This is a genomic window from Porphyromonas sp. oral taxon 279 str. F0450 (assembly GCF_000292995.1).
Lineage (GTDB): Bacteria > Bacteroidota > Bacteroidia > Bacteroidales > Porphyromonadaceae > Porphyromonas > Porphyromonas pasteri.
On record NZ_ALKJ01000006.1, the window covers coordinates 1 to 21,716 of the forward strand.

Consider the following 21,716-nt stretch of genomic DNA (forward strand, 5'->3'; position numbering starts at 1 on the left):
GAGCCTATGATTTAGGGTAGTGGGAGTGTGCCTCTCCTTGCGCCTCTGTGAGCTAATATGAGGGGAAGGTGTGGTGGAATATCGGGCCTTTGTGGGCTTGCTTGTTATTCACAAAACTATTCTCTACCTTTGGTACATGATCTCGGGGCTCTATGCTTCCGATCTATAGCAAACGCAATATGAACAAACAAACCTCCCACGACAACTCTCTGGGCTCCTGGAGCTCTCGGTAATCCCACCTACGCCCCTCATTGGGTTGGCCTCCCACGGCGCAATTTAGAGCTCGAGCAGTCCTCTTACTTCCCCGACACACCCGACAGACGCTCACTCGGCCACATACCCCTTCCCCCGCTTCGGCGGACACCACCACGCACACGCAAAGGCTCCTCCCGATCCTCGCTAAGGGTCGCACACGCTCACATATCAAGCCTTTGTTCCCCACCATACCGTCTCATACGCTCCCAGAGTCCCCTCCCGAGGTCTCTCAGGGATGCAGTCCTACCATCATGCATATTCCCAGAGGGCGCCTCGTGTACCCTCTTGACACCACATTAACGCAACTACAATTATGAGACTCCATATCAAGTATCTCTTGGGCTGCTTGGCGCTTCTCTTCCTTCTCCCCGGATGTAAGGGGGAGAGTGATGTCGAAGAAGCTACCCTTGATCTCTCGGCCCAGAGTGTGACCTTCACCAAGGATGGCGGCGAGCAGACGCTTACCGTCTCGACCAACAAGGACAGCTGGTCAGCCTTCACCACCGAACGCTCTTGGCTCACCGTAGAGCAGCAGGGGAATACCCTCAAGGTCAAGGCTACGGCCAATGATCGCGGCATGGATCGTGCTGCTTCTGTAGTAGTCAACGCTGGCGGCATGCAGCGCGTCGTAGAAGTCAAGCAGAGCGCTGCTGACATCATCCTCGATGCTGACCCTACTTCGCTCGTCTTCCCTGCCGCAGGGGAAACGAAGAAGCTCGCTATCTCCAGCAACGGTGGGGCCGTCAAGGCTGAGCTCGCTTCGGCTGTCGACTGGCTGACGATCGACAAGGTCACTCCTACGGCTATCGTCCTCACCGCTAAGGAAAGCAAGGAGAAGGTCAAGCGTAGCGTCAAGGTCAACCTCACCGTAGGTACCGTCATCAAGGAAATCGAAGTCACTCAAGAAGGGATCATGTACTACGTACTTCCCTACCTGAAGTTCCCCGCTTCTCTTCCTGAAGTCATCCGCTACGAAAAGAGCCGTGGTAACGAACTGATCAAGCTCCCTGACGGGCTCTTCAACACGACGCTCTATCGCTTCGCTACGCAGAGTAAGATCATGTCCTTCGTACAGTACGAATTCCGTAACGAAAGCACTCCTGGCTTCTCCTCTGCCGTATCTATCTGCTACGATGTAGATCTCGTCAAGGACAATGCAGACTTCGATAACTTCCTTAAGGAAAATGGCTTCGGCGACAAGACCGTAGGTAAGGATGGTAAGACCGTGACCTATCGTGATGATGCCAAGCAGCTGCAGGTCCAAGTAGCCATCCAGTCGGGTGGTGCTATGATCACGACGACCTATGCTCCTAAGCAGGATAAGGACTACACGACCTTCAAGACCCTGCCTATGACGCATCAGACCGAGCTGATGAGTGACCGTGATCTCAAGATCAACAAGGGCAAGAAGAAGGAAGATATCCGTAAGCAGGAAGAAACCTGGGGCTCCAAGCGCGATGAATCCATCACGCAGGAAAACTATGACCGCTTCACTACGGGTAGCAGTGCCTTCGAAGAAGAAATCTATCGTGGTTACTTCTACATCCGTCCTTCTAAGGATGATAAGATCGAAGAAAATGACCCCTACATCGACTTCATGCATGGTACTCAGGCCGTCTACTCAAACATCGGTCTGGCCTTCTGGGAAGATGCTCTTGGTCGCTTCGCTCTGACGAAGGAAGTACAGGCTCTCTTCAAGGAAGCTGGATTCCCCTTCCTCCGTGCTGTCGGTAACAAGGGTTATCAGGCCTTCTACAACAAGGAAAAGATGCAAGTCTACGTCATGCGTGTCGCTTACGACAAGGGTAAGCCCATCATCGAAATGCAGTCCTTCTATGAAAAGGTAGAAGGTGGCAATTCGATCGCTACGCTCTCCAGCTACGAACGCAGTGTACGTGCTCAGAAGGCTTACGAAGCTTCGCTCCGCCGCATCGAACGTCGTATCCTCGATACGCCTCGCTTCCGCTAAGGCTGCGATCGCTCTCCTCTAAGAGGATAGGGTGCCCAGGATATGCTCCGGGCACCCTGCCTCCTTGGGGCGTATGACTCCGTCACCAGACGCACACATCACACTCTCCCCTCAGGCGAGATCGGTCCTACCTTGCCACCTCGCCTTGGGTTCACCATCCCCACACACAAAGACACATTATGAAATCGTATCTCAAGTACCTCATTGGCTGCTTGGGCCTGCTCCTCCTATTGCCAGCCTGTAAGAATGAAAGCGACGTCGAGGAAGCTACCATCGATGTCTCCACGCAGCTCATGACCTTCACTAAAGATGGTGGCGAACAGACGCTCACCGTCAAGACGAACAAGGACACGTGGACTGCCTTCACCACCCAGGAATCTTGGCTCACCCTCACACAGGAGGGCAATGCGCTCAAGGTCAAGGCCAGCGCCAATGATCGTGGTGTCGATCGCTCCGCTTCGATCATCGTCAATGCTGGTGGTGCACAGCGCCGTGTCGCTGTCACGCAGAGTGCAGCTGACGGTCTCATCGAGATGACGGATACCTCCGTGCTCTTCCCCAAGGCTGGTGCCACGAAAAAGGTCACCTTCTCGAGCAATGGCGGTGCCGTCAAGGCCGAGCTGGCTACCCCAGCAGACTGGCTTACCATCGACCGCGTCGCTGATGGCAGCATCGTCCTCACTGCGAAGGAAAGTCCCGAGAAGTATCGTCGCCGTGTGAAGGTCCTCCTGACCGTCGGTGCGACCCTCACCGAAATCGAAGCTATCCAGGAAGGCTCTGTACAGTACGTCCTGCCTATCCTGAAGTTTCCCGCTTCGCTGGCTACCGTGATGAGCGAAGAAATGGCTCGTGGTAACGCGCTTATCCAGCTCCCTGACGGCATCTTCAACACGACCTCTTATCGTGTAGCTACGCGCAGTGAAGCGATGCCCTTCATCCAGTATGAGTTCACTGACCCCAGCGCTCCTGGCTTCAAGTCTGCTATGTCTATCTGTGCCGACAGCACGCTCGTCAAGGACAATCCTGAGTTCATGGCCTTTGTCAAGGAACAGGGCTTCGATGCTCCTACGATCTCTAAGGATGGTAAGACCACGACCTACACCAGCGAAAGCCTCCAGCTCCAGATCGAGGTGACGATCCAGCCTAAGGGCGCTGTCATCACCACGACCTATCGCCCCACGCAGCGCAAGTCCTACAAGACCTTCGACGTCATGCCTCTGGCCGAGCAGCTCAAGCTCCTCAGCAGCCGTGAGCTGGGTATCATGAAGGCCAAGCGCGCTGAGATCCGCAAGCAGGAAGCTGAATGGGGCTCTGAATGGGCTGAGCCACACGATCGTAAGTACTACGACCGCTTCATGGTGACGAAGGCCTTTGACGGTGAGTTCGCTCGTGGGTACTTCTATATCGTACCTGACAAGTACAAGAAGATCCCCGAAGATGATCCATACGTGGATGCTGTCAAGGGGATCCAGGCCATCTACCACAATACTGAGCTGGCCTTCTGGCGTGACTACGCTGGCGACTTCCACCTCTCCAATGAAGTCATCAAGCTCCTCGAAGACAACGGCTATACCTTCCTGCAGAACCTCGATGGCTATAGTAAGGCTTACTACAACAAGGAGAAGAAGCTCGCCTTCATCTTCACCGTACCTAAGCAGACCTACCAAGGCCGCTACATCCTCGAGATCCAAGCCACCTACGCTGACCGTGGCAACAAGTCCGCTACCCTCTCAGTGGCTACCCTCTCCGACTATCCCAGCTATCTGCGCGCCCTGCGTGCTCATCAGGCTGAGGATCGTGCCTTCGCTGCTCAGCTGAAGGCTATCTTCGGGCACTAATCTTCCCGTGTACCGCACCACACGGATAGGGCGTTCGGGCTTCGGCCCGGGTGCCCTATTTCTGTTTCTTTACGAGTGGGGTAGTGCGAACCTATATGGGTCGGTGGGCTGACCTATATAAGTACGAGTGTAGAGCTATATCAGGTTGTTGCTCCGCGTAGGGATAAAAGTTATGGACGAGTGGTAGATAAGTTTGGACTACGTACGTGGCTCTAATATCTACGTACGTGGATATTGGGATTTACGTGCCTGGTCTTTAAGACTCCGTGCGTAGATAGAAGAATAGCACTACGTGAAGGCGCTTTTTTATTCACGAGAAGGACACTTTTCTTTCCGCTGGATAAGAGGAATACTCGCGCTAAGGCGAAGGGCTTGCCTGATCTCTTCGGAGAGGTATATCGGGTAGCTGGGCGCACGATGCCTTAGCACTCTAAATAGAGGTCAGGACTCGCGGTGACAGTCTCTATATAGGTCTGTGAGCTGGCTAATATAGGTTGGATTTGGGCTCCTCTATAGGATGCTTCTCGTGATGAGATAAGTGGCTTGGAATGTGTGGTGTATGATGTTGGGATGGAGCTGGCATCTGTGATGAGAATTTACCCCAGAGAAAGTGTGGTATATGGCTGCAATGTGTAAGGCTAACTTTATGCTCATTAGTATTGGATTTCCCGAAACAAATCTCTAACTTTGACCCATGGTTGAGGCACAAAGCCTCTGCAAATACAGAACACTCATGATCGAATCATCAACCTCAGATATGCCCCTGGGCTGCTGAGGCTCACGAAGAATCCCTTCAACTACGTCGGCTTGGGGCGGCCTCCCTCCGCGTAGATAGAGCCTTGGAAGCCCTGTTTCCTTCCACACAAGACGCTCACCTCTCGGCCACACACATCGACACACCTCGCACCCACCACACGCCTACGACGCATCGAGCTACCACCACAGTACCCTCTTCATAGCTCGTCTGCTGCTCGTCCTCCCTATCGCCTTCTTATGTCTCTGCCCGTAGAGCACTTCGCTCCGTGGGATCTGCAGGCATTCTACACCAGACAAACCCCAGCTGCGCTACCTTGTAGACCGCACGCTTATACCCGTTCCTACCCATTTCTTCCCCCCGCAGGCGACGCTCTTAGCACATACGCTCGTCGTCGAAGCGGAGAGGCCAATGTCCTCCTACTCTGTACCCACCATGAGGTCCATATCTACCTACTTATTAGCGCTTCTGGCGCTCGTCTTCCTCCTCCCTACCAGCTGTAAGCCTGATAGCGACGTCGAGGAGGCTACCCTCGAGCTGTCTCCCTCCACCCTCCACTTCTCTAAGGATGGCGGTGAGCAGGTCGTCACGATCACTACCAACCGCGAGAACTGGAGCGCCTTCTCTCCGCAAGAAGACGCTTGGGTCAAGCTCAAAGAAGAGGGGAGTACCCTCCGTGTGAGCGTCCCTGCCAACCCTCGCAGCGAAGAGCGCACAACGTCGGTCATCGTCAATGCTGGAGGCGTGCAGCGTCGCATCGCCATCCGTCAGTCAGCTGGTGAGGCAAGCCTCACGCTGGAGCAAACGGTGACCTTCGGCCTCGAAGGAGGCTCTCATCTCATTACCTTCGCTGAGGCTTCGGCGGATGCTAAGGCTGAGCTCGCTGTCCCCACCGACTGGCTGAGCATCTCAGCTGCCAGTGCCAAGGGCTTCACCCTCATCGCAAAAGCCAATGCTACGAAGCTGCGCCGTGCTGCTAAGGTGAACGTCATCCGTGGCAATAGCATTCAGGAAATCGAGGTCGTGCAGGAAGGTCTTCCCTCGACGCTCCTGCCCCTCTTGGAGTTCCCCGCTGACCTCTATCAGGTCATCCGCTACGAGCAGGGCAGAGGCCACATCCTCCTCGAGTCTGTCAATGGCGGCGAAGATGAGCCCTCAGTCTACCGCTTCCTCACCAAGGATAAGACTGTGCCCTTCATCCAGTACACGTTCAACGTCCCCCTCAGCCCCGGCTTCATGTCGGCCGAGACCCTCTTCTTCGGCTTCAATCCCAAGGAGGATGTCCCCGCCCTCGAAGCCTACCTCAAGGACCACGGCTTCACGCTCAGTAAGAGCACCGATCAGATGGCCGTCTACACGAGCACGACGATCCCCGTCAGCCTACAGACGTACTACTTCTCCGATGGCGTGAAGTTGGAGTTCACCTACCAGCCCCAGCAGCCTCAGGCTTACAAGACCTTCACCACGCTGCCTATGACGCGCATGACCGCCTATATGGGCAATCGTGAGCTGAATAAGGCCGGTAAGAAGCGTGCTGAGATCCGCAAGGATGAAGAAGCTCTGGGTAGCGAATACTTCGATGTCGGTGATCCCTCAGCTGATGTCTATCAGGTGAAGAAGTCCTTCGATGGCGAGGATGTACGTGCCTATCTCTTCGTCGTGGCTAACCCTGACAAGGGGATCGCAGAGAATGATCCCTACATCGATGTCTGCGTCGGGGTCAATGCCTTCTTCCCCATCACTATGGGTTACTGGCAGGATAAGATCACCGGAAAGCACTATCTGACCAATGAAGTGCGTTCATTCTTTGCAGGGGTAGGCTATCCCTACCTCGGGAAGCTAAAGAATGGCGACTACGCCTTCTATAATAAGGAGCGGCTCCAGGTGTATGTCTTGCGCGCAGTAGATGATGGGGCGACCCAGGTACTACAAGTCCAGTCGATCTACGCTAAGGTCAAGAGTGCCAATGCTTCCCTCGCTTCCCAGCTCGACTATCGAGCCTCGGTCAAGCAGCGTCGTGAGGATCTGCGCCGACTGAGCCAGCTCGTCACAGATGTCTACTACCACAAGGACTAAGTATCTTACTCAACCTCTATAGATAAACTCCCGCTGGAGACGGGGAGATCTCGCCCCGCCTCCAGCTTTTCCTCTCCATATCAAATCAGACTGCTTATAACGAACAGCTACTTTTCTTCCTTTCACACCTTCCACACACCACACGCAATTTTACCACCATGAGACGCTTCCACTTTACCCTTTTAGGGGTCTTGAGCGTATTCCTACTCAGCCTCCTTTGCCCCTCCTGTCGCCCTCAGAGCGATGTGGAGGAAGCTACCCTCGAACTCTCTGCCACCGCTCTGACGCTCCCACGTGAGGGCACGGCGCAGACCCTCACCATCACGACGAACCAGTCCAGCTGGTCAGCCTTCTCGCCGCAGGAGGCTACGTGGATCACCCTACGACAGGAGGGCAATACTCTCTATGTCGGAGCGCAAGCGAATGCCTCTGGGCAGGAGCGTACGGGTGCTGTCCTCGTCCAAGCTGGTGGCCTGCAGCGTCGCGTCACCGTGCATCAGACGGCGGCTGACGTCCTCCTGGAGGCTCCTGAGTCGGTCGTGCTCCAAGCTGAGGGCGGGTCAAGCGAGGTCAGCTTCGAGTGCAATAGCGATGCCCTCACTATCGAGCTGGCCGAGGGTGCTGGTTGGCTTCGTGTCGATAAGCGCACGGCTAAGACGTTCACTCTCGTCGCAGAGGCCAATGCCGACAAGCACAACCGCACGGCTAAGATCACCCTCACCGCAGGGACGGTCGTCCGTGAGCTGGAGGTCACTCAGCTGGGACTCACTCCCTACATCTTCCCCATGCTGACCTTCCCCTCACGCCTCTATGATATCGTTCGCTATGAGCATGAGCGAGGCAATACGCTCCTCTACTCCCGTGAGGAGACGAAGGAGCAGTACCCCAGCTTCCGCTTCCTCACCAAGAGCAAGGTCGTGCCGCTCATCGAGTACCAGTTCAGTGCGACGAATAGCCCTGGCTTCTCTATCGCTACCCTCATCTATACGGATAAGGACCTCGTCAAGGGGAACAAGGACTTTGACGAAGCCGTAGCCGCCTATGGCTTTGTCAAGCAGAGCTCTTCGCCCGACCTCGTCTACACGCTGTATGAGAATCCGAAGCTCCCTCTGCAGCTCCTCGTGACGATCTTCACAGGAGGGGCGAAGGTGCAGTTCGTCTACAACCCCACGCAGACGAAGCCTTTCCCCACCTTCAGCGAGATGCCTCTGAAGCGCCAGATCGAGTTCCTCGGGAGCCGTGAGCTGGATATCAAGGGCAAGAAGCAGGAGGATGTACGTGCCTTCGAGCAGACCGAGGGGAGCGAACGCATTGAGAATACCCCCGACTTCTACGACCTCTTCAAGCCCAAGCACTCCTTCCAAGATGAGATCATCCGCGGTTACTTCTACATCATCACCCCGACGCAGATGGATGACCCCTATCTGGGTGTCGTGAATAGCGTCTTGGGCTACTACCCCCAGCTCGAGCGTGCTCTGTGGTACGATGAGATCGACGGGCACTATCACCTCACCGATGAGGTGATGAAGCTCTTCACCTCCGCTGGCTACGAGTATATGGGCCAGACGCAGAATGCCAGCTATGCCTTCGCTAATCGTGCGAAGAACTTAGCCTACACCATACGTATCTTCTTCTATCAGGAGCAGCGCGTCCTCGACGTCCAGGCTTACTACACCGAGATCGATGATGGGGCAAATTCTGTCCAGGAGTTTATGAACCACCGCACCTCCCAGAAGAAGCGTGCCGCCTTCCTCCGCCGTCTGGATGCCCTCTCTCAGCGCACCATACGCTGAGTGCTCCAAGCTTATATCCACTAACTAACAACACGTAAGATGAGAAAGACAATCAGCCGTATCTTGGGTCTTTCCGCCCTCCTCGCCCTGCTCCCCGCCTGTAGCCCACAGAGCGACGTAGAGGAGGCCACCCTGGATCTCTCCACCGAGACACTCACCTTCACTAAGGAGGCTTCAGAGCAGACCCTCACCGTCTCAACGAACAAGGAAAGTTGGTCCGCCCTCTCCCCACAGGAAGCCACCTGGCTAAGCCTCACACAGGAGGGTAATACTCTGAAGGTCCGTGCTGAGGCCAATGACCTGGGCATCGACCGCGTCGGCTCGGTCATCGTCAATGCTGGTGGCTTGCAGAAGCGCGTCACCGTCCGTCAGGCCTCTGGCGACGTTATCCTCGCCACCGACCTTGAGCGCCTTGTCTTCCCCATCGAAGGGGGTACGAAGAAGGTCGTCTTCGAGAGCAATACCACTGCTAAGGTGGAGATCGGAGCCGAAGCCTCTTGGCTCAAGCTTGCCGAAGTGACGAAGTCAAGCTTCACCCTCGCCGCTGAGCGCAACGAAAGTGATGTACCCCGCTCGGTGAAGGTCGTCATCACGGCTGGTACCCAGCTCAAGGAGATCGAGGTCACTCAGGATGGTGCCAACCAGTACGTCCTGCCCCTGCAGCAGTTCCCCGCAGGTCTCAAGGATGTCATCCGCTTCGAGCGTGGCCGTCTGAGCGAGCTGACGCGTAGCTTCACCCGTGGTAGCGCCGTCGTCTTCCGCTATGCTACGCAGAGCGAGCTCTTCCCTCTGATCGAGTATGAGTTCGAGCACGAGCGTAGCAAGGGCTTCCAGGCCACGATCCAGCTCTGTCTCGATGACAAGGTGGTGAAGGACAATCCTACCTTCGTTGCCTACCTGCAGGGCCGTGGCTATCAGAAGTCCGACGCACTGAGCAATGCAGGTCAGGACGTCTATGTACACAGCACCCTTCCCTACAACCTCAATGTAGCCTTCGACTCCTCGGGCGAAGCGCTCCTCGAGACGGTCTATATGCCCCGTCAGCCTAAGGCTTACAAGACCTTCGACCACCTGCCTATGAAGCAGCTGCTGGCTCTGAACTGTGACCCCGGTCGTGGTATCCACGGCTACAAGCGAGATGATGTCGCTAAGAAGGAAGTCGAATGGAAGGGCGAACTCGATGTGAAGGACCCCCGCGCTAATCGCGAAGACTACCAGCGCTTCATTGCTAAGGGTTCGCTCGAAGGTGAGTCCCACCGTGGCTACTTCTACCTCCAGCCCAGCGAAGACATCCCTGCTGACGACCCCTTCGTAGGCGAAGTCTTCACGACGCAGGCCATCTTCGCCGATGTCACGCTCGGCTTCTGGACCGACCCTCTCGGCAAGTCCTATGTGACGAGGGAGATGGAGCAGCTCCTCAAGGAGAATGGCTACAACTACCTCCGCACGCTCAATGGTGGCTTCGTCGCCTACTACAATGCTACGGAGAAGGCTGCTTACATCCTGCACCCTGCTCAGCTGGATGGTAAGCCCGTCCTTGAGATCCAAACCTTCCTCGTCGAGCTGCCTGGTGGTGCTGGCTCTGCTCCCCGCCTGAAGGCTGCTAAGAAGGAAAACCTCTTCGAGCGCCGTGCTCGCATCGTAGAGACCATCAGCCGTCATCTGCAGAAGACGCGTCGCCTCCAGTCCCGCCGCTGATCCACCACTCGCACTCTTAGGCTCCAGTAGCCCCATGCCATCCGATCAATCTTCACTATAATCTCCATACACACTACAAGAGTCGCACAGCACACACATCACTACCACCACTAAGGACACCACAGCAAGATGCATCGCCCGATCGTGCATCCCTCGGTGGGTGACTCACCTCGAGCCCACCGCCTCCCATGACCCGCATCTCACAGCCGTGGGAGGGGTTAGCCCCCCTCCCACAGGCTGATGGAGATGAAGACCAGCAAGTCCTCCATCTCCACCGTCCCTCTGGCTTGCATACCCGCTCCACTAACCTCGGGGTGCCTGCCCTACGATCTTCCCTCCTGCGCCCCTCGTGGTGAAGTCCCTTCCAGCGACAGGCGCCTTAGTCTAAACACACATATAAGACTACGACAATGAAACGATCTATACTGACCCTGTCACTTCTCTCGGCACTGGCCGTCACCTCCTGTCAGCGGGATTTCGATGAAGTGACACCTCAGAGAGAGCCTCAGGCCTCTGAGACCGGTAGCCCCACTACACCCGCTCGTGCCTTCCTGTCGACTCAGGGGGCAGAAGCTGGGGTCCTCTATTTCCGCATCCAGCGCTCGGCCAAGAGCAGCCTTCGTGCCTTCGATGCTAATGGCGCTTCGATGAGCTCCTTGCCTTCGCAGATGGCTCAGTCCCTGCGTAGCATCGGCACCGAATCCCTCGAGCCCCTCTTCCCCATCGACCCACGCTTCGAGGAGCGTATGCGCCGCGAAGGTCTGGATCTCTGGTACGTCGTCCGCTTCAATAAGCAGCAGGACCTCCAGGGGGCTATGCAGACCCTTGCCTCTACGCCCGAGATCGAATACACCGAGCCCGTCTACGAGATCGCTCGTCCTACGGGCAAGGCTGTAGCTGTCGATGCTCCTCGTAGAAGCGATGCTCCTGCAGCTCCCTTCGATGACCCTATGCTCGGCGACCAATGGCACTACAACAATACCGGCCGCTTCTCACGCAGCGTCGCTGGAGCTGATATCGGCCTCTTCAAGGCTTGGAAAACGGAAACGGGTAAGCCTAACGTCATCGTCGCTATCACCGACGGTGGTATCGATATCACCCATCCCGACCTCAAGGATAACCTCTACGTCAATCAGAAGGAGCTCAATGGTCAGGAAGGTGTCGACGATGATGGCAACGGCTTCATCGACGATATCAACGGCTTCAACTTCATCCACAACAATGGTAAGATCTACCCCGACGATGAGTCCCACGGTACGCACGTCGCAGGTACGGTCGCAGCCCGCAACAACAATGGTATCGGCGTCGCTGGTATCGCTGGGGGGGATGGTACCGAAGGCTCTGGGGCTCGCCTGATGAGCTGTCAGATCTTCGGGGGCGAACGTGAAGGCGGTAATAGTGCCAACGCTATCGTCTACAGTGCCAATAACGGTGCTGTCATCAGCCAGAACTCTTGGGGCTATATCTACAAGGCCAATATCACCGCTATCCCTCAGAGCCAGAAGGCCGCTATCGACTACTTCATCAAGTACGCCGGCTGCGACAAGGATGGGAATCAGCTGCCCAACTCACCTATGAAGGGTGGGGTAGTCATCTTCGCTGCGGGTAACGACGGGCTGGACTATCGCTCCTTCCCAGGGGCTTATGCTCCTGTAGTGGCTGTTGCCTCGATGGCTCCAGACTGGAAGTCTGCTTACTACTCCAACCGTGGGGACTGGGTCGATATCACGGCTCCTGGTGGTGATACTCACTATCCTCAGGGCGAAGTCCTCAGTACGCTCTCTAAGAAGATCACGGGTAAGGACTACGGCTACATGCAGGGTACCTCGATGGCTTGTCCTCACGTATCCGGTATCGCCGCCCTTATCGTCTCGCACTTCGGCCGCCAGGGCTTCACGAACGTCGAGTGTCAGCAGCGTCTGCTCGGTGCTCTGAAGGCTCAGAATATCGACGCACTCACGGGCTTCCCAGGTCGTATGGGTCGTGGCTACATCGATGCTTCCGCTGTCTTCGCTGAAAATAAGGGCAAGGCTCCTGCTAAGGTCTCTCAGATTAATGTCGACGAAGTCTCCTTCGTCACGGCCAACATCTCCTGGGCTGCTGTCAGCGACGAAGATGATGGTACGCCTGTCGAATACAACGTCTATCTCTCCGAAAAGGAAATCACCGATGCTAACGCTAAGGATGTCCACTATGCCAAGATCAATGCTACGGGCTATGCTGCTGGCACGAAGATGTTCCTCCCGCTGAGTGCTCTGACGGAGAATACCTCCTATCATATCGCTATTGAAGCCATCGACCGCTGGGGCCTCAAGTCGGGGCTGACGATGGGTCAGTTCAAGACGAAGAAGAATAATCCTCCTGTGCTGACGCTCTCTACCGACAAGAAGATCCGCGTCTCTGCTCTCACGAAGGAAACCTTCTCCGTCACCTTCTCCGATCCCGACCAGCAGAAGGTCAGCATCAATGTCGCTGGAGAGACTCGTGGGGTGAGCTATCAGGTCAGCGGTGATAAGGTCATCTTCTCTCTGCGTGCTGTAGCTCCTGTAGGCCATCATGAGATCAAGGTCACCGCTACCGACGTCCTCGGGGCAAAGACCGAGCTGACGATTCCCTTCGAAGTCTACACCTATAAGGCTCCTGCCTTCATCGCCTCCCTCGGCAACCACGTCGTCGGGATGGGCCAGTCCACGATGGTAGAGGTAGCACCTTCCCTCGAGAAGAGTGATGGCGTGACCATTACCTACAAGGCCAGCGTCGCTGATGGCTCTATCGCTTCGGCTGCTATCGCTGAAGATGGTAAGCTCACGATCCGTGGTCTGAAGACGGGTACGACTCAGGTCCAGGTAGAGGCCTCCGATGGTATCAGCACGCCCGTGCAGACGTCTATCCCTGTACGTGTCGTCAAGGATGCCTCTGAGCCCGTCTACTCAGTCTATCCTATCCCCGCTACGACGGAGCTGAACATCGTGCTGAATCCCGCTATCCAGCGCGCCAACATCCAGATCTACTCCCTCTCCGGTGTCAAGGCTCTTGACCGTGACTACACCGTCGCTGGGATCGGTAAGGTAAAGCTCCTCGTCAAGAACCTCGCCCCAGGCGCCTACACGCTCCGTGTGCAGTCCGCTCAGGGTAGCTACACTAAGGCTTTTGTCAAGAAATAACGCATCCTACCCATGAATACCAAAGCATCTATCCTGCTGCTCGCAGCCGGGCTCTGCGCTACCTCCACGCTGCAGGCCCAGAAGATCAAGGGGACACGTGCCCTGCCTATCCTCGAGTATGCTCAGAGCGCTCAGACGGCAGCCCTCGGGGGGAACCACTATGGTGAGAGCGATGTATCTCATCTCTACACCAACCCCACCTCGCTCCTCTATGGCGAGACGGTCCTCTCTTTTGGTGGTGGTCTTCGTACCCTCGGCAAGGTCGAGGGCTTCGACGGCACGAATAACCTCTACAACGCTTCGCTCGGCATCTGCGTCGGACGTCATGCCTTCTTCGGCGGCTTCCGCTATCTCGGTGGCATGAAGTACACGCCGATCGACCAGAATGAGAACGCTAAGAAGAAGATGCGTCAGCTCTTCGACTACACCGTCGACCTCGGCTACGCTATTCGTATGGGCGTCTTCTCTGCCTACGCTAAGGGGAGCTACGTATACACCGACCAGGGGGCTGCTGCCTCGACGATGGTCTTCGGTGGGGGCGTCTTCCTCCGCAGTAGCGAAGAGCCATCCGCTACGGGGATGAACTTCATCCTCGGTGCGAAGGTCGATAACCTCGGTGCGAAGTACAAGCAGAGCGCCAAGAGTAGCTCGACCTATGCCCCCGCCTATGCGGGCGCCGGTGGTGAGATCAGCTATGGCATCAGCGGCGAGCATCGTCTGGCGCTCGGTGCAGGCGTAGACTACTTCTTCGCTCCTTCGAATGCCGCATCAAGTGCTATCCACTTCGGTGGGGAATACCTCTACCACCAGCTCGTAGCACTGCGTGCCGGCTATCAGTATGATACCAATGGTGCGAAGGGCGTGAGTGCAGGGCTCGGCCTGCGCTTCAAGCCCTTAGCCCTCGATGCCACGTATATGGCACCGACCTACTCTGGAGGGAAATCCTCTCTCTGGGTTACAGTTGGCCTAAGTTTATAGGCAAGCTGCGGTTTGTTTGTTAGTGAGTAGGCGCAGGGATCTCTCGTAGGTCTCTGCGTCTACCTATTTTATACCCTCTGCGAAGGGGTATCGCGAGCTGTGACATCGAGCACGTAGCTTCTCTCAGCACCAATGGTGGGAGGAGGCACGCTCTTTCTCGGGATTTATCTTGACTCTCAATAGCTATTCTTCCCGAGGACTATGGGTTTATCCTTCGCACCAATAGGGATAGACTTATATCCACGCACGTAGATTTATCATCCACGTGCGTGGCTTATATGATCTCCGTGCGTAGCTCTAAAGACTACGCACCAAGATATAGGCATATCAGTACTGCTTCATGCTTCCTCCACTGCAGAGGATAGAGATTTGCCATGGAGCTGGAGGATGGTTTTAGTATAGGAATGCTCTATAGCCTCGAGCTGTTTGCTACAAAAAGAAGCGCTCCCCTACCTCCGAGTGAGGTGGGGGAGCGCTTTGCTTTGCTGTAAGGGGGCGACTTAGTGGCGCGTGTAGATGATACCAGCAGCCACTTCCTTTGCCTTCTCTTCTCCTGCGAGAGCGGTGATGATCTCGAGGGCGAAGTCGAAGGTATAGCCTGCGGACTTAGCCGTGATGATGTGCCCGCTCTTGACGACGGGAGCCTCGGAGACCTTAGCACCCTTGAGGTTCTTCTCAAAGCCAGGGTAGGCGATAGCTTCCTTCCCCTCGAGGAGGTCAGCACCTCCGAAGACGGAGGGGGCAGCGCAGATAGCGCAGAGGAGCTTGCCTTCGTGGTTAGCTTCGCGGATGAGCTGGTGCAGACGCTGTGAAGCATCGAGGTTCGTCACACCAGGGAGTCCGCCAGGGAGGACGAGTGCAAGTACGTCATCATTGTAGACCTCGCTGATAGAAAGGTCGGCCTGGATGGCGATACCATGTGCCCCCGTGACGTTGGGCTCCAGACCGACGGCCACGACGTGCGTGGGCAGGCCTGCACGGCGCAGGAGGTCGATCGTCCCGATGGCCTCGATTTCTTCAAAGCCTTCCGCAAGGAAGACGTACACGTTCTTAGACATATGAATAGCTTGGTATAAAGGTTAGTAGGCCTTAGGCTCGGATCTTGAAGTGGTAGGTGATGCTACCTTCTTGCTCGTCAGAGCCTGGCACGGCGTTGAAGCGCGTCTTACGTGCTGCCTCAAGGGCAGCGGCACGGACGGAGGGATCAGCGATGTTGGTCCCTGGCGCGATGGTAGCACGGATCACCGAGCCATTGCCATCGACGACGATGCGCACACGCACGTTGCCCTCGACAGCACGCTGTACGCGTGGGGCGACGAGAGCACCGCCGTTGCTGATGATCTTACGTCCAGAGAGTGCATAGCTGGAGGGGCTTCCGTTGGGATCCCCCTGATTGCCCGAGCCCGAGGCAGCTGTACCTTGGCTACCAGCTTGCCCAGCCTGCTTACCGAAGGCACCCGCTACGGAGTTGCCTATCTGCTGGCTTTGGGCACGACGGGAGGCGGCGAGAGCTTCTGCAGCTCGCTGTGCAGCCTCAGCTTTGGCCTTGGCTTGACGCTCGGCCTCAGCACGTCGGGCAGCCTCTACCTGCAGGCTCTGCTCATGCTGCTGAGTCTGTAGGGGCTGGCTGGCCTCATGCGTACGAGTGGGGCGCTGCGCCTTGGGCTGTGGCGCAGGTGGCGTGGGAGGAGTAGGGGTAGCGACCTTGGGAGGGGCTGCTACCTTGGGAGCGGGCTCAGTGACGTCGGGTGTACCTCCAGGCTCGATGGCCCCTGCAGCAGAGGCCACGTTGCCCACATTGACCGCGATGAGTACCTCCGTTGGCTTGGGGGCAGGGCGGTCACTGCTGAGCTTGAGGACCCAGAGTAGGAGGAGGAAGAGGACGTGGCAAGCCACAGTCACCAGGGCGGCGACGGCTCCACGGCGTGGGGCGGCGGGATCGGTCTGTGGCATGAGGCTTATTGGACTGGCTCGCTCTCAGCACGCGTCGCCAGGACTACCTTGAGGGAAGCCTGAGCAGCAGCGTTGATGACGGCGACGACCTCCTTGTAGGGCACGGTCTCATCGGCCTGTACGGAGACGAAGGCCTCGGGGTGCTCTGCGGCGAAGATACCCAGCTGCTCCTTGAGCTGATCACGGGTAAGTTCGGTGGGGGTGCCGCGGTCGATCGAGAGATAATAATGTAGGTCGGGGGTCAGCGTGACGCGTGCGGAGGGCGTCTCGGGAGCCGACTGGGGGGCAGAGGTAGGGAGGGTGACCTTGATCGTATTGGGTACGATGATCGTGCTGGTCACCAGGAAGAAGATCAGCAGGAGGAAGATGACGTCCGTCATCGAGGCCATACTGAAGGTGTCTGCGACTTTGGTCTTACGCTTGAGTGCCATGCGTTCGTGGGTAAGGTGAGATGGGCTATAGCTCAGGGCTTAGTGCACCTCGTTGAGCATGTCCATGAACTCCATCGTCTTGGTCTCCATCTTACCACCGACCTTGTCAAGCTCTGCGACGAGGTAGTTGTAAGCGAAGAGCGCCACGATACCGACGACAAGACCACCGACAGTGGTCACGAGGGCTTCGTAGATACCGCCTGAGAGGAGTGCTACGTCGACGCCGCCCGAGCCAGCGTTAGCCATATCAAAGAAGGCACGTACCATACCGGTGACCGTACCGAGGAAGCCGATCATAGGAGCACCGGCAGCGATGGTAGCGAGGATAGGAAGGCCCTTCTCTAGACGGCCGATCTCGATGTTACCTGCATTCTCGACGATCACGAGGACGTCAGACATGGGGCGACCGATACGGGTAAGACCCTTGCGGATCATACGAGCATAGGGGGTGTTGGTGTCCTCACAGAGCTTGATAGCAGAGGGCGTCTTGCCTTCGATGACATAGTCCTTGATGCGCTCTACGAAGTACTTGTCTTCACGACCTGCAGCACGGAGCTGGAGGAACTTCGATACGAAGATGTAGAGAGCCAGGAGTGAGAGTACGAGCAGGACGATCATGATCCAGCCACCCTTGGTAGCCAGGTCGAGGATGGAGAGAGAGGCCTGAGGAGCCGTGTCAGCGAGAGTCTGAGCCAGAGAGGCTGTTGCGGTTGTATCCACGTGAATTGTAGTCAATATAAATGTGAAAGGATGGTTGCTTATGGGACGGTGCTACTTACCTGCGAGACAAGCGCGGTAGCGGCGGATGGTCTCCTCGAGGCCGAGGTAGAGGGCATCAGAAATGAGTGCATGCCCGATGGAGACCTCGGAGAGGAAGGGGATAGACTCAGAGAAGAAGCGGAGATTCTCCAGACTGAGGTCGTGCCCTGCATTGAGCGCCAGCCCGAGGGAGCGAGCGTGCTCAGCAGCCTGGACGAAGGGAGCTACAGCCTTGGCGCGATCTGCAGGATAGTCCGAAGCGTAGGGCTCGGTGTAGAGCTCGACGCGGTCGGTGCCAAGGGCTGCAGCTGCATCAAGGTTCTTGAGATCCGTCCCGACGAAGATTGAGGTGCGGATGCCCCAAGCATGGAGCTGACCGAGGATCTCGGTGAGGAAGTCACGGTGACGAGCTACATCCCAGCCCGCATTACTCGTCAGAGCATCGGGGGCGTCGGGCACTAAGGTCACCTGATGGGGGCGTACCTCTTCGACGAGATCCATGAAGGAGGGGATGGGGTTCCCCTCGATGTTGAACTCAGTGGTGACCACTCGCTTGAGGTCACGCACATCCTGATAGCGGATATGGCGCTCGTCAGGGCGTGGGTGGACGGTGATACCCTGTGCTCCAAAGCGCTCGCAGTCCAGCGCGACCTTGATGAGGTCGGGGACGTTGCCGCCACGAGCATTGCGCAGGGTAGCTATCTTATTTACATTGACGCTTAGTTGAGTCATACGTCGAACTTTTATACATTTGTAGACAGGGCGAAGAGCCCCGAAATACAAAGTTAAGTTTATTTGACCTACCTACAATAACTTAACGCTTCTTCAGCCACCCCTATGTATAAGATAGCGCTCATCGCCTCCTCACACCTTGCGGCTCATGCCGCTCATCTTGCCGAGCTCCTTCACCTTCTTGATAGGCCTGATGTGAGCTTGTGGTGTGACCGTAGCTTCCACCGCACGCTGGCCTCTGACTTCGATCTGCACCCCACGATAGCGGGTTATATACCAGCAGACTATACCCCGCTGGATATGGACTTCGTCATCAGTCTGGGGGGAGATGGTACGCTGCTGCGTGCCGCTCGTAGGGTCTTTGCCGAAGGGACTCCCGTCTTGGGACTCAATATGGGGCGACTGGGCTTCCTCACGGATCGCAGTGTCCAGGAGGCGCTCCCCCTCTTGTCTCGGCTCTTTGATGGTACGTATACGACGGAGCACCGTATGCTTCTCTCGGTGGAGGTCGATGGTGCGCACTATGGTGAGGCGCTCAATGATGTGGCGCTCCTCAAGCGTGAGACGGGCTCGATGATCACCCTGTACGCACGCCTCGCTGATACGGAGCTCGCCAGCTACGAGTGTGACGGGCTTGTGATCTCCACGCCTTCGGGATCTACGGCCTATTCGCTCAGTGCTTATGGGCCGCTGATGATGCCACAGGTTCGGGCGATGCTCATCACGCCTATTGCACCTCACTCGCTGACGATGCGCCCCTTGGTCATCCCCGAGGATGAGACGATTGAGCTTACGGTCTCGGCGCGCAACAATACCTTCCTCATCGTGCTGGATGGGCAGACAAAGATCCTGCCTTGTGGTGCGAAGATCACCATCCGTAAGTCGGTCAATAGCCTTTGCCTCCTGCATCTCGACTCCTACTCCTTCACCGACACGCTCCGCAAGAAGCTCCTCTGGGCAGCCCCCGTACGAGAGTAAGTCCCTCGCAGTAGCAAGAGGCTCTCGCCCTCATTGATAAATAAAGACTCCGCCCCAGACCCTGTCGTAGAGACTGGTCTGGGGCGGAGCTTTTCTTTTCGAAGGGGATTCGCTCCACGAGGGAGCGAGGTCTTCACTTAGCGACGGATACCGAGTTCCTTGATGATAGCACGGTAACGCTCGATGTCGATCTTCTGAAGGTAGTCGAGCATGCGACGACGCTTACCGATGATCATCTTGAGTGCGCGCTGAGTGCTGTAGTCCTTCTTGTTCTGCTGCAGGTGACCCGTCAGGTGGGCGATGCGGAAGGTGAAGAGGGCAATCTGGCTTTCAGGGCTACCCGTGTCCGTAGCGGACTTACCATACTTTTCGAAGAGCTCGGCCTTCTTAGCTGAATCTAAATACATACTTGTACTTGAGGAAATAGTGAAACAAAATACCGCCGTCGTCAGCTCGTCTTCTTCGTCCTGTGGGCTTACCACAGAGTGCGGAAGCAGTCAGACGACGCACGGATCGTGGTGCAAAGGTACAATAAACTCTCCGAATGGTCTCATAATAGATGTATGGGTGCGCGGGTAGAGCTATATAGGATGGCGAAGAAAGCTATACAGCTTTGTGAAGTGACCTATATTAGAGTTATTGCTCCGCATAGGGATAAAAGTTGTGGACGAGTGGCAGATAAGTTTGGGCTACGTACGTGGCTCTAATATCTACGTACGTGGATATTTGGATTGACGTGCTTGGTCTTTAAGACTACGTGCATAGACAGAGGAAAACCACTCGTGAAGGCGCTTTTTTATTCACGAGAAGGACACTTTTCCCTCCGCTGGATAAGAGGAATACGCGCGATAAAGCGAAGGGCTTGCCCGGTCACTTCGGAGAGGTATATCGGAGAGCTGGGCGTGCGCTACTCTATACCGCATCGTAAATGAGCCATTTGCTATCCCGAAGTGTTGTATAGCAAACAACTTATAAACTCATTAGAAGATGACAACACGATCCATCTCCCATCTGATCATCGGCTTCGGGAAGGCTGGCAAGACCTTGGCAGCTGACCTGGCGAAGCACGGTGAGTCCGTGATCCTCGTAGAGCAAAGCGCTGCGATGTATGGCGGTACTTGTATCAACATTGGCTGTATCCCCTCCAAGCTTCTGCTTGTCGAGGGTGAGAAGAGTGCTCGCCTTACGGATAAGTCTGCTGCCTTCCAGGCTGCGATGCAGCGCCGTGAGCAGCTGACCACTGCCCTCAGAGCTGCCAACTATAATAAGCTGGCTACGATCCCTGGCGTAGAGGTCTTGACGGGTACGGCGCGCTTCCTCTCTCCGAATGTAGTTGAAGTGTCTACAGAGGACGGTGCTTGTCAGATCGAGGCCGAGCGTATCTATATCAATACCGGAGCACGCCCAGCGACCTTGGCTCTTGAGGGCGCTGACGATAAGCGTATCTATGATAGCACGGGGCTCCTGCAGCTCGACTCGCTCCCCGCACGGCTGGTCATCGTAGGTGGTGGCTATATCTCGCTGGAGTTCGCCTGTATGTATGCTGCCTTTGGGACTGAGGTGACGATCCTTGAGCAGGGGGATACTTTCCTCGCTCGTGAAGATCGCGACGTCGCCGAGGCAATGCTGGCGATGCTCGCCGACCGAGGTGTCAAGGTCGTCCTCCAAGCTGATACGAAGCGCTTTGTCCCAGGAGAAGAGGCCGTCACCGTAGTGACGTCGCAGGGTGAGTATGCGGCAGAGGCTGTCCTGGTGGCTATTGGCCGTCGTCCCAACGTAGAGGCGCTACATCTTGAGGCCGCTGGAGTCCAGCTGACACCTCGTGGCTTCATCCAGACGGATGAGTATCTACGTGCCGCTCCAAATATCTGGGCGATGGGCGATGTGGTGGGCAGTCCGCAGTTCACCTATGTCTCGTTGGATGATTACCGCATCGTCCGAGATCAGATCTTAGGCGAAGGGAAGCGGACAACGGAGGACCGCCTGCTACTGCCTACCAGCGTCTTCACTACGCCTGCGCTGGCACAGGTCGGGATGACGGAGACTATGGCAGCCGCTTCGGGTCGCCCCTATGAAGTCAAGCGACTGCAGACCGTAGCTATCCCCAAGGCGAAGGTCCTTGGCGAGACGCACGGCTTGCTGAAGGCTATCGTCGATACCGAGACGGGCCTCATCCTCGGTGCTACGCTCTTCTGTCCCGAGGCACATGAGCTGATCAACCTGCTGAAGCTGGCGATGGATCATCAGATCCCAGCGGAAGCTCTGCGCACACAGATATTCACGCATCCCACGATCGCAGAGGCGCTGAACGATCTCTTCGCTCCTAACTAAAGAGCTT

The 21,716-nt window shown here is 56.4% G+C and carries 15 protein-coding genes; 9 read left to right on the plus strand and 6 right to left on the minus strand.

Translation table 11 applies throughout. The annotated features are described in order from the left end of the window. The first annotated feature begins 568 nt into the window (after positions 1–568). The 7 genes from HMPREF1323_RS00385 to HMPREF1323_RS00415 all read left to right on the plus strand — a co-directional run bounded on the left by HMPREF1323_RS00385 (position 569) and on the right by HMPREF1323_RS00415 (position 14,525). Complete coding sequence (locus tag HMPREF1323_RS00385; RefSeq protein WP_009432185.1) at positions 569–2,224, plus strand: BACON domain-containing protein; 1,656 nt, start codon at positions 569–571, stop codon at positions 2,222–2,224. Positions 2,225–2,403: 179 nt separating this feature from the next. Then, entirely contained in the window at positions 2,404–4,062 is a 1,659-nt protein-coding gene (locus HMPREF1323_RS00390) for a BACON domain-containing protein (protein WP_009432186.1), read from the plus strand. Positions 4,063–5,251: 1,189 nt separating this feature from the next. Beyond that, positions 5,252–6,892, plus strand: coding sequence for a BACON domain-containing protein (locus HMPREF1323_RS00395; RefSeq protein ID WP_198004356.1), 1,641 nt, complete (start codon positions 5,252–5,254; stop codon positions 6,890–6,892). Positions 6,893–7,083: 191 nt separating this feature from the next. Continuing rightward, a complete protein-coding gene (locus HMPREF1323_RS00400; RefSeq protein WP_044123817.1) occupies positions 7,084–8,685 on the plus strand; it encodes a BACON domain-containing protein in 1,602 nt (533 codons plus the stop codon). A gap of 39 nt (positions 8,686–8,724) precedes the next feature. Then, complete coding sequence (locus HMPREF1323_RS00405) at positions 8,725–10,383, plus strand: BACON domain-containing protein (RefSeq protein ID WP_009432191.1); 1,659 nt, start codon at positions 8,725–8,727, stop codon at positions 10,381–10,383. Positions 10,384–10,793: 410 nt separating this feature from the next. After that, on the plus strand, positions 10,794–13,547 hold the full coding sequence (locus HMPREF1323_RS00410) for a S8 family serine peptidase (RefSeq protein WP_009432202.1): 2,754 nt from the start codon (positions 10,794–10,796) through the stop codon (positions 13,545–13,547). A 12-nt stretch (positions 13,548–13,559) separates the two neighbouring features. Continuing rightward, positions 13,560–14,525, plus strand: coding sequence for a PorV/PorQ family protein (locus HMPREF1323_RS00415; RefSeq protein WP_009432194.1), 966 nt, complete (start codon positions 13,560–13,562; stop codon positions 14,523–14,525). Positions 14,526–15,025: 500 nt separating this feature from the next. Here the strand turns inward: HMPREF1323_RS00415 and HMPREF1323_RS00420 are convergent, their stop codons facing one another. The 5 genes from HMPREF1323_RS00420 to HMPREF1323_RS00440 all read right to left on the minus strand — a co-directional run bounded on the left by HMPREF1323_RS00420 (position 15,026) and on the right by HMPREF1323_RS00440 (position 18,400). Continuing rightward, entirely contained in the window at positions 15,026–15,583 is a 558-nt protein-coding gene (locus tag HMPREF1323_RS00420) for a DJ-1 family glyoxalase III (RefSeq protein ID WP_009432204.1), read from the minus strand. A 31-nt stretch (positions 15,584–15,614) separates the two neighbouring features. After that, the gene (locus tag HMPREF1323_RS00425) at positions 15,615–16,478 is read right to left on the minus strand and encodes an energy transducer TonB family protein (RefSeq protein WP_009432189.1); all 864 of its coding nucleotides are present in this window, start codon (positions 16,476–16,478) and stop codon (positions 15,615–15,617) included. Between the two features lie 5 nt (positions 16,479–16,483). Next, entirely contained in the window at positions 16,484–16,909 is a 426-nt protein-coding gene (locus HMPREF1323_RS00430; RefSeq protein WP_009432200.1) for an ExbD/TolR family protein, read from the minus strand. A 39-nt stretch (positions 16,910–16,948) separates the two neighbouring features. Further along, positions 16,949–17,605, minus strand: coding sequence for a MotA/TolQ/ExbB proton channel family protein (locus HMPREF1323_RS00435; RefSeq protein WP_232203969.1), 657 nt, complete (start codon positions 17,603–17,605; stop codon positions 16,949–16,951). 75 nt (positions 17,606–17,680) lie between these two features. Further along, positions 17,681–18,400 carry a pyridoxine 5'-phosphate synthase gene (locus HMPREF1323_RS00440; protein WP_009432199.1) on the minus strand — a complete coding sequence of 240 codons (720 nt, stop codon included), beginning with the start codon at positions 18,398–18,400 and terminating at the stop codon, positions 17,681–17,683. Positions 18,401–18,505: 105 nt separating this feature from the next. Between HMPREF1323_RS00440 and HMPREF1323_RS00445 the strand changes: the two genes are divergently transcribed. Further along, complete coding sequence (locus HMPREF1323_RS00445; protein WP_009432182.1) at positions 18,506–19,378, plus strand: NAD(+)/NADH kinase; 873 nt, start codon at positions 18,506–18,508, stop codon at positions 19,376–19,378. Between the two features lie 137 nt (positions 19,379–19,515). Here HMPREF1323_RS00445 and rpsO read toward each other — a convergent pair whose 3' ends face one another. Then, positions 19,516–19,785, minus strand: a complete 270-nt coding sequence (rpsO, locus tag HMPREF1323_RS00450) for a 30S ribosomal protein S15 (protein WP_009432203.1) — start codon at positions 19,783–19,785, stop codon at positions 19,516–19,518. A 580-nt stretch (positions 19,786–20,365) separates the two neighbouring features. Between rpsO and HMPREF1323_RS00455 the strand changes: the two genes are divergently transcribed. After that, entirely contained in the window at positions 20,366–21,709 is a 1,344-nt protein-coding gene (locus HMPREF1323_RS00455; RefSeq protein WP_009432181.1) for an FAD-dependent oxidoreductase, read from the plus strand. Positions 21,710–21,716: the final 7 nt, after the last annotated feature.

Coding starts and splice junctions, on each gene's coding strand:
- HMPREF1323_RS00385 (WP_009432185.1), top strand. CDS start 569: ATGAGACTCCATATCAAGTATCTCTTGGGCTGCTTGGCGCTTCTCTTC.
- HMPREF1323_RS00390 (WP_009432186.1), top strand. CDS start 2,404: ATGAAATCGTATCTCAAGTACCTCATTGGCTGCTTGGGCCTGCTCCTC.
- HMPREF1323_RS00395 (WP_198004356.1), top strand. CDS start 5,252: ATGAGGTCCATATCTACCTACTTATTAGCGCTTCTGGCGCTCGTCTTC.
- HMPREF1323_RS00405 (WP_009432191.1), top strand. CDS start 8,725: ATGAGAAAGACAATCAGCCGTATCTTGGGTCTTTCCGCCCTCCTCGCC.
- HMPREF1323_RS00410 (WP_009432202.1), top strand. CDS start 10,794: ATGAAACGATCTATACTGACCCTGTCACTTCTCTCGGCACTGGCCGTC.
- HMPREF1323_RS00415 (WP_009432194.1), top strand. CDS start 13,560: ATGAATACCAAAGCATCTATCCTGCTGCTCGCAGCCGGGCTCTGCGCT.
- HMPREF1323_RS00420 (WP_009432204.1), bottom strand. CDS start 15,583: ATGTCTAAGAACGTGTACGTCTTCCTTGCGGAAGGCTTTGAAGAAATC.
- HMPREF1323_RS00425 (WP_009432189.1), bottom strand. CDS start 16,478: ATGCCACAGACCGATCCCGCCGCCCCACGCCGTGGAGCCGTCGCCGCC.
- HMPREF1323_RS00430 (WP_009432200.1), bottom strand. CDS start 16,909: ATGGCACTCAAGCGTAAGACCAAAGTCGCAGACACCTTCAGTATGGCC.
- HMPREF1323_RS00440 (WP_009432199.1), bottom strand. CDS start 18,400: ATGACTCAACTAAGCGTCAATGTAAATAAGATAGCTACCCTGCGCAAT.
- HMPREF1323_RS00445 (WP_009432182.1), top strand. CDS start 18,506: ATGTATAAGATAGCGCTCATCGCCTCCTCACACCTTGCGGCTCATGCC.
- rpsO (WP_009432203.1), bottom strand. CDS start 19,785: ATGTATTTAGATTCAGCTAAGAAGGCCGAGCTCTTCGAAAAGTATGGT.
- HMPREF1323_RS00455 (WP_009432181.1), top strand. CDS start 20,366: ATGACAACACGATCCATCTCCCATCTGATCATCGGCTTCGGGAAGGCT.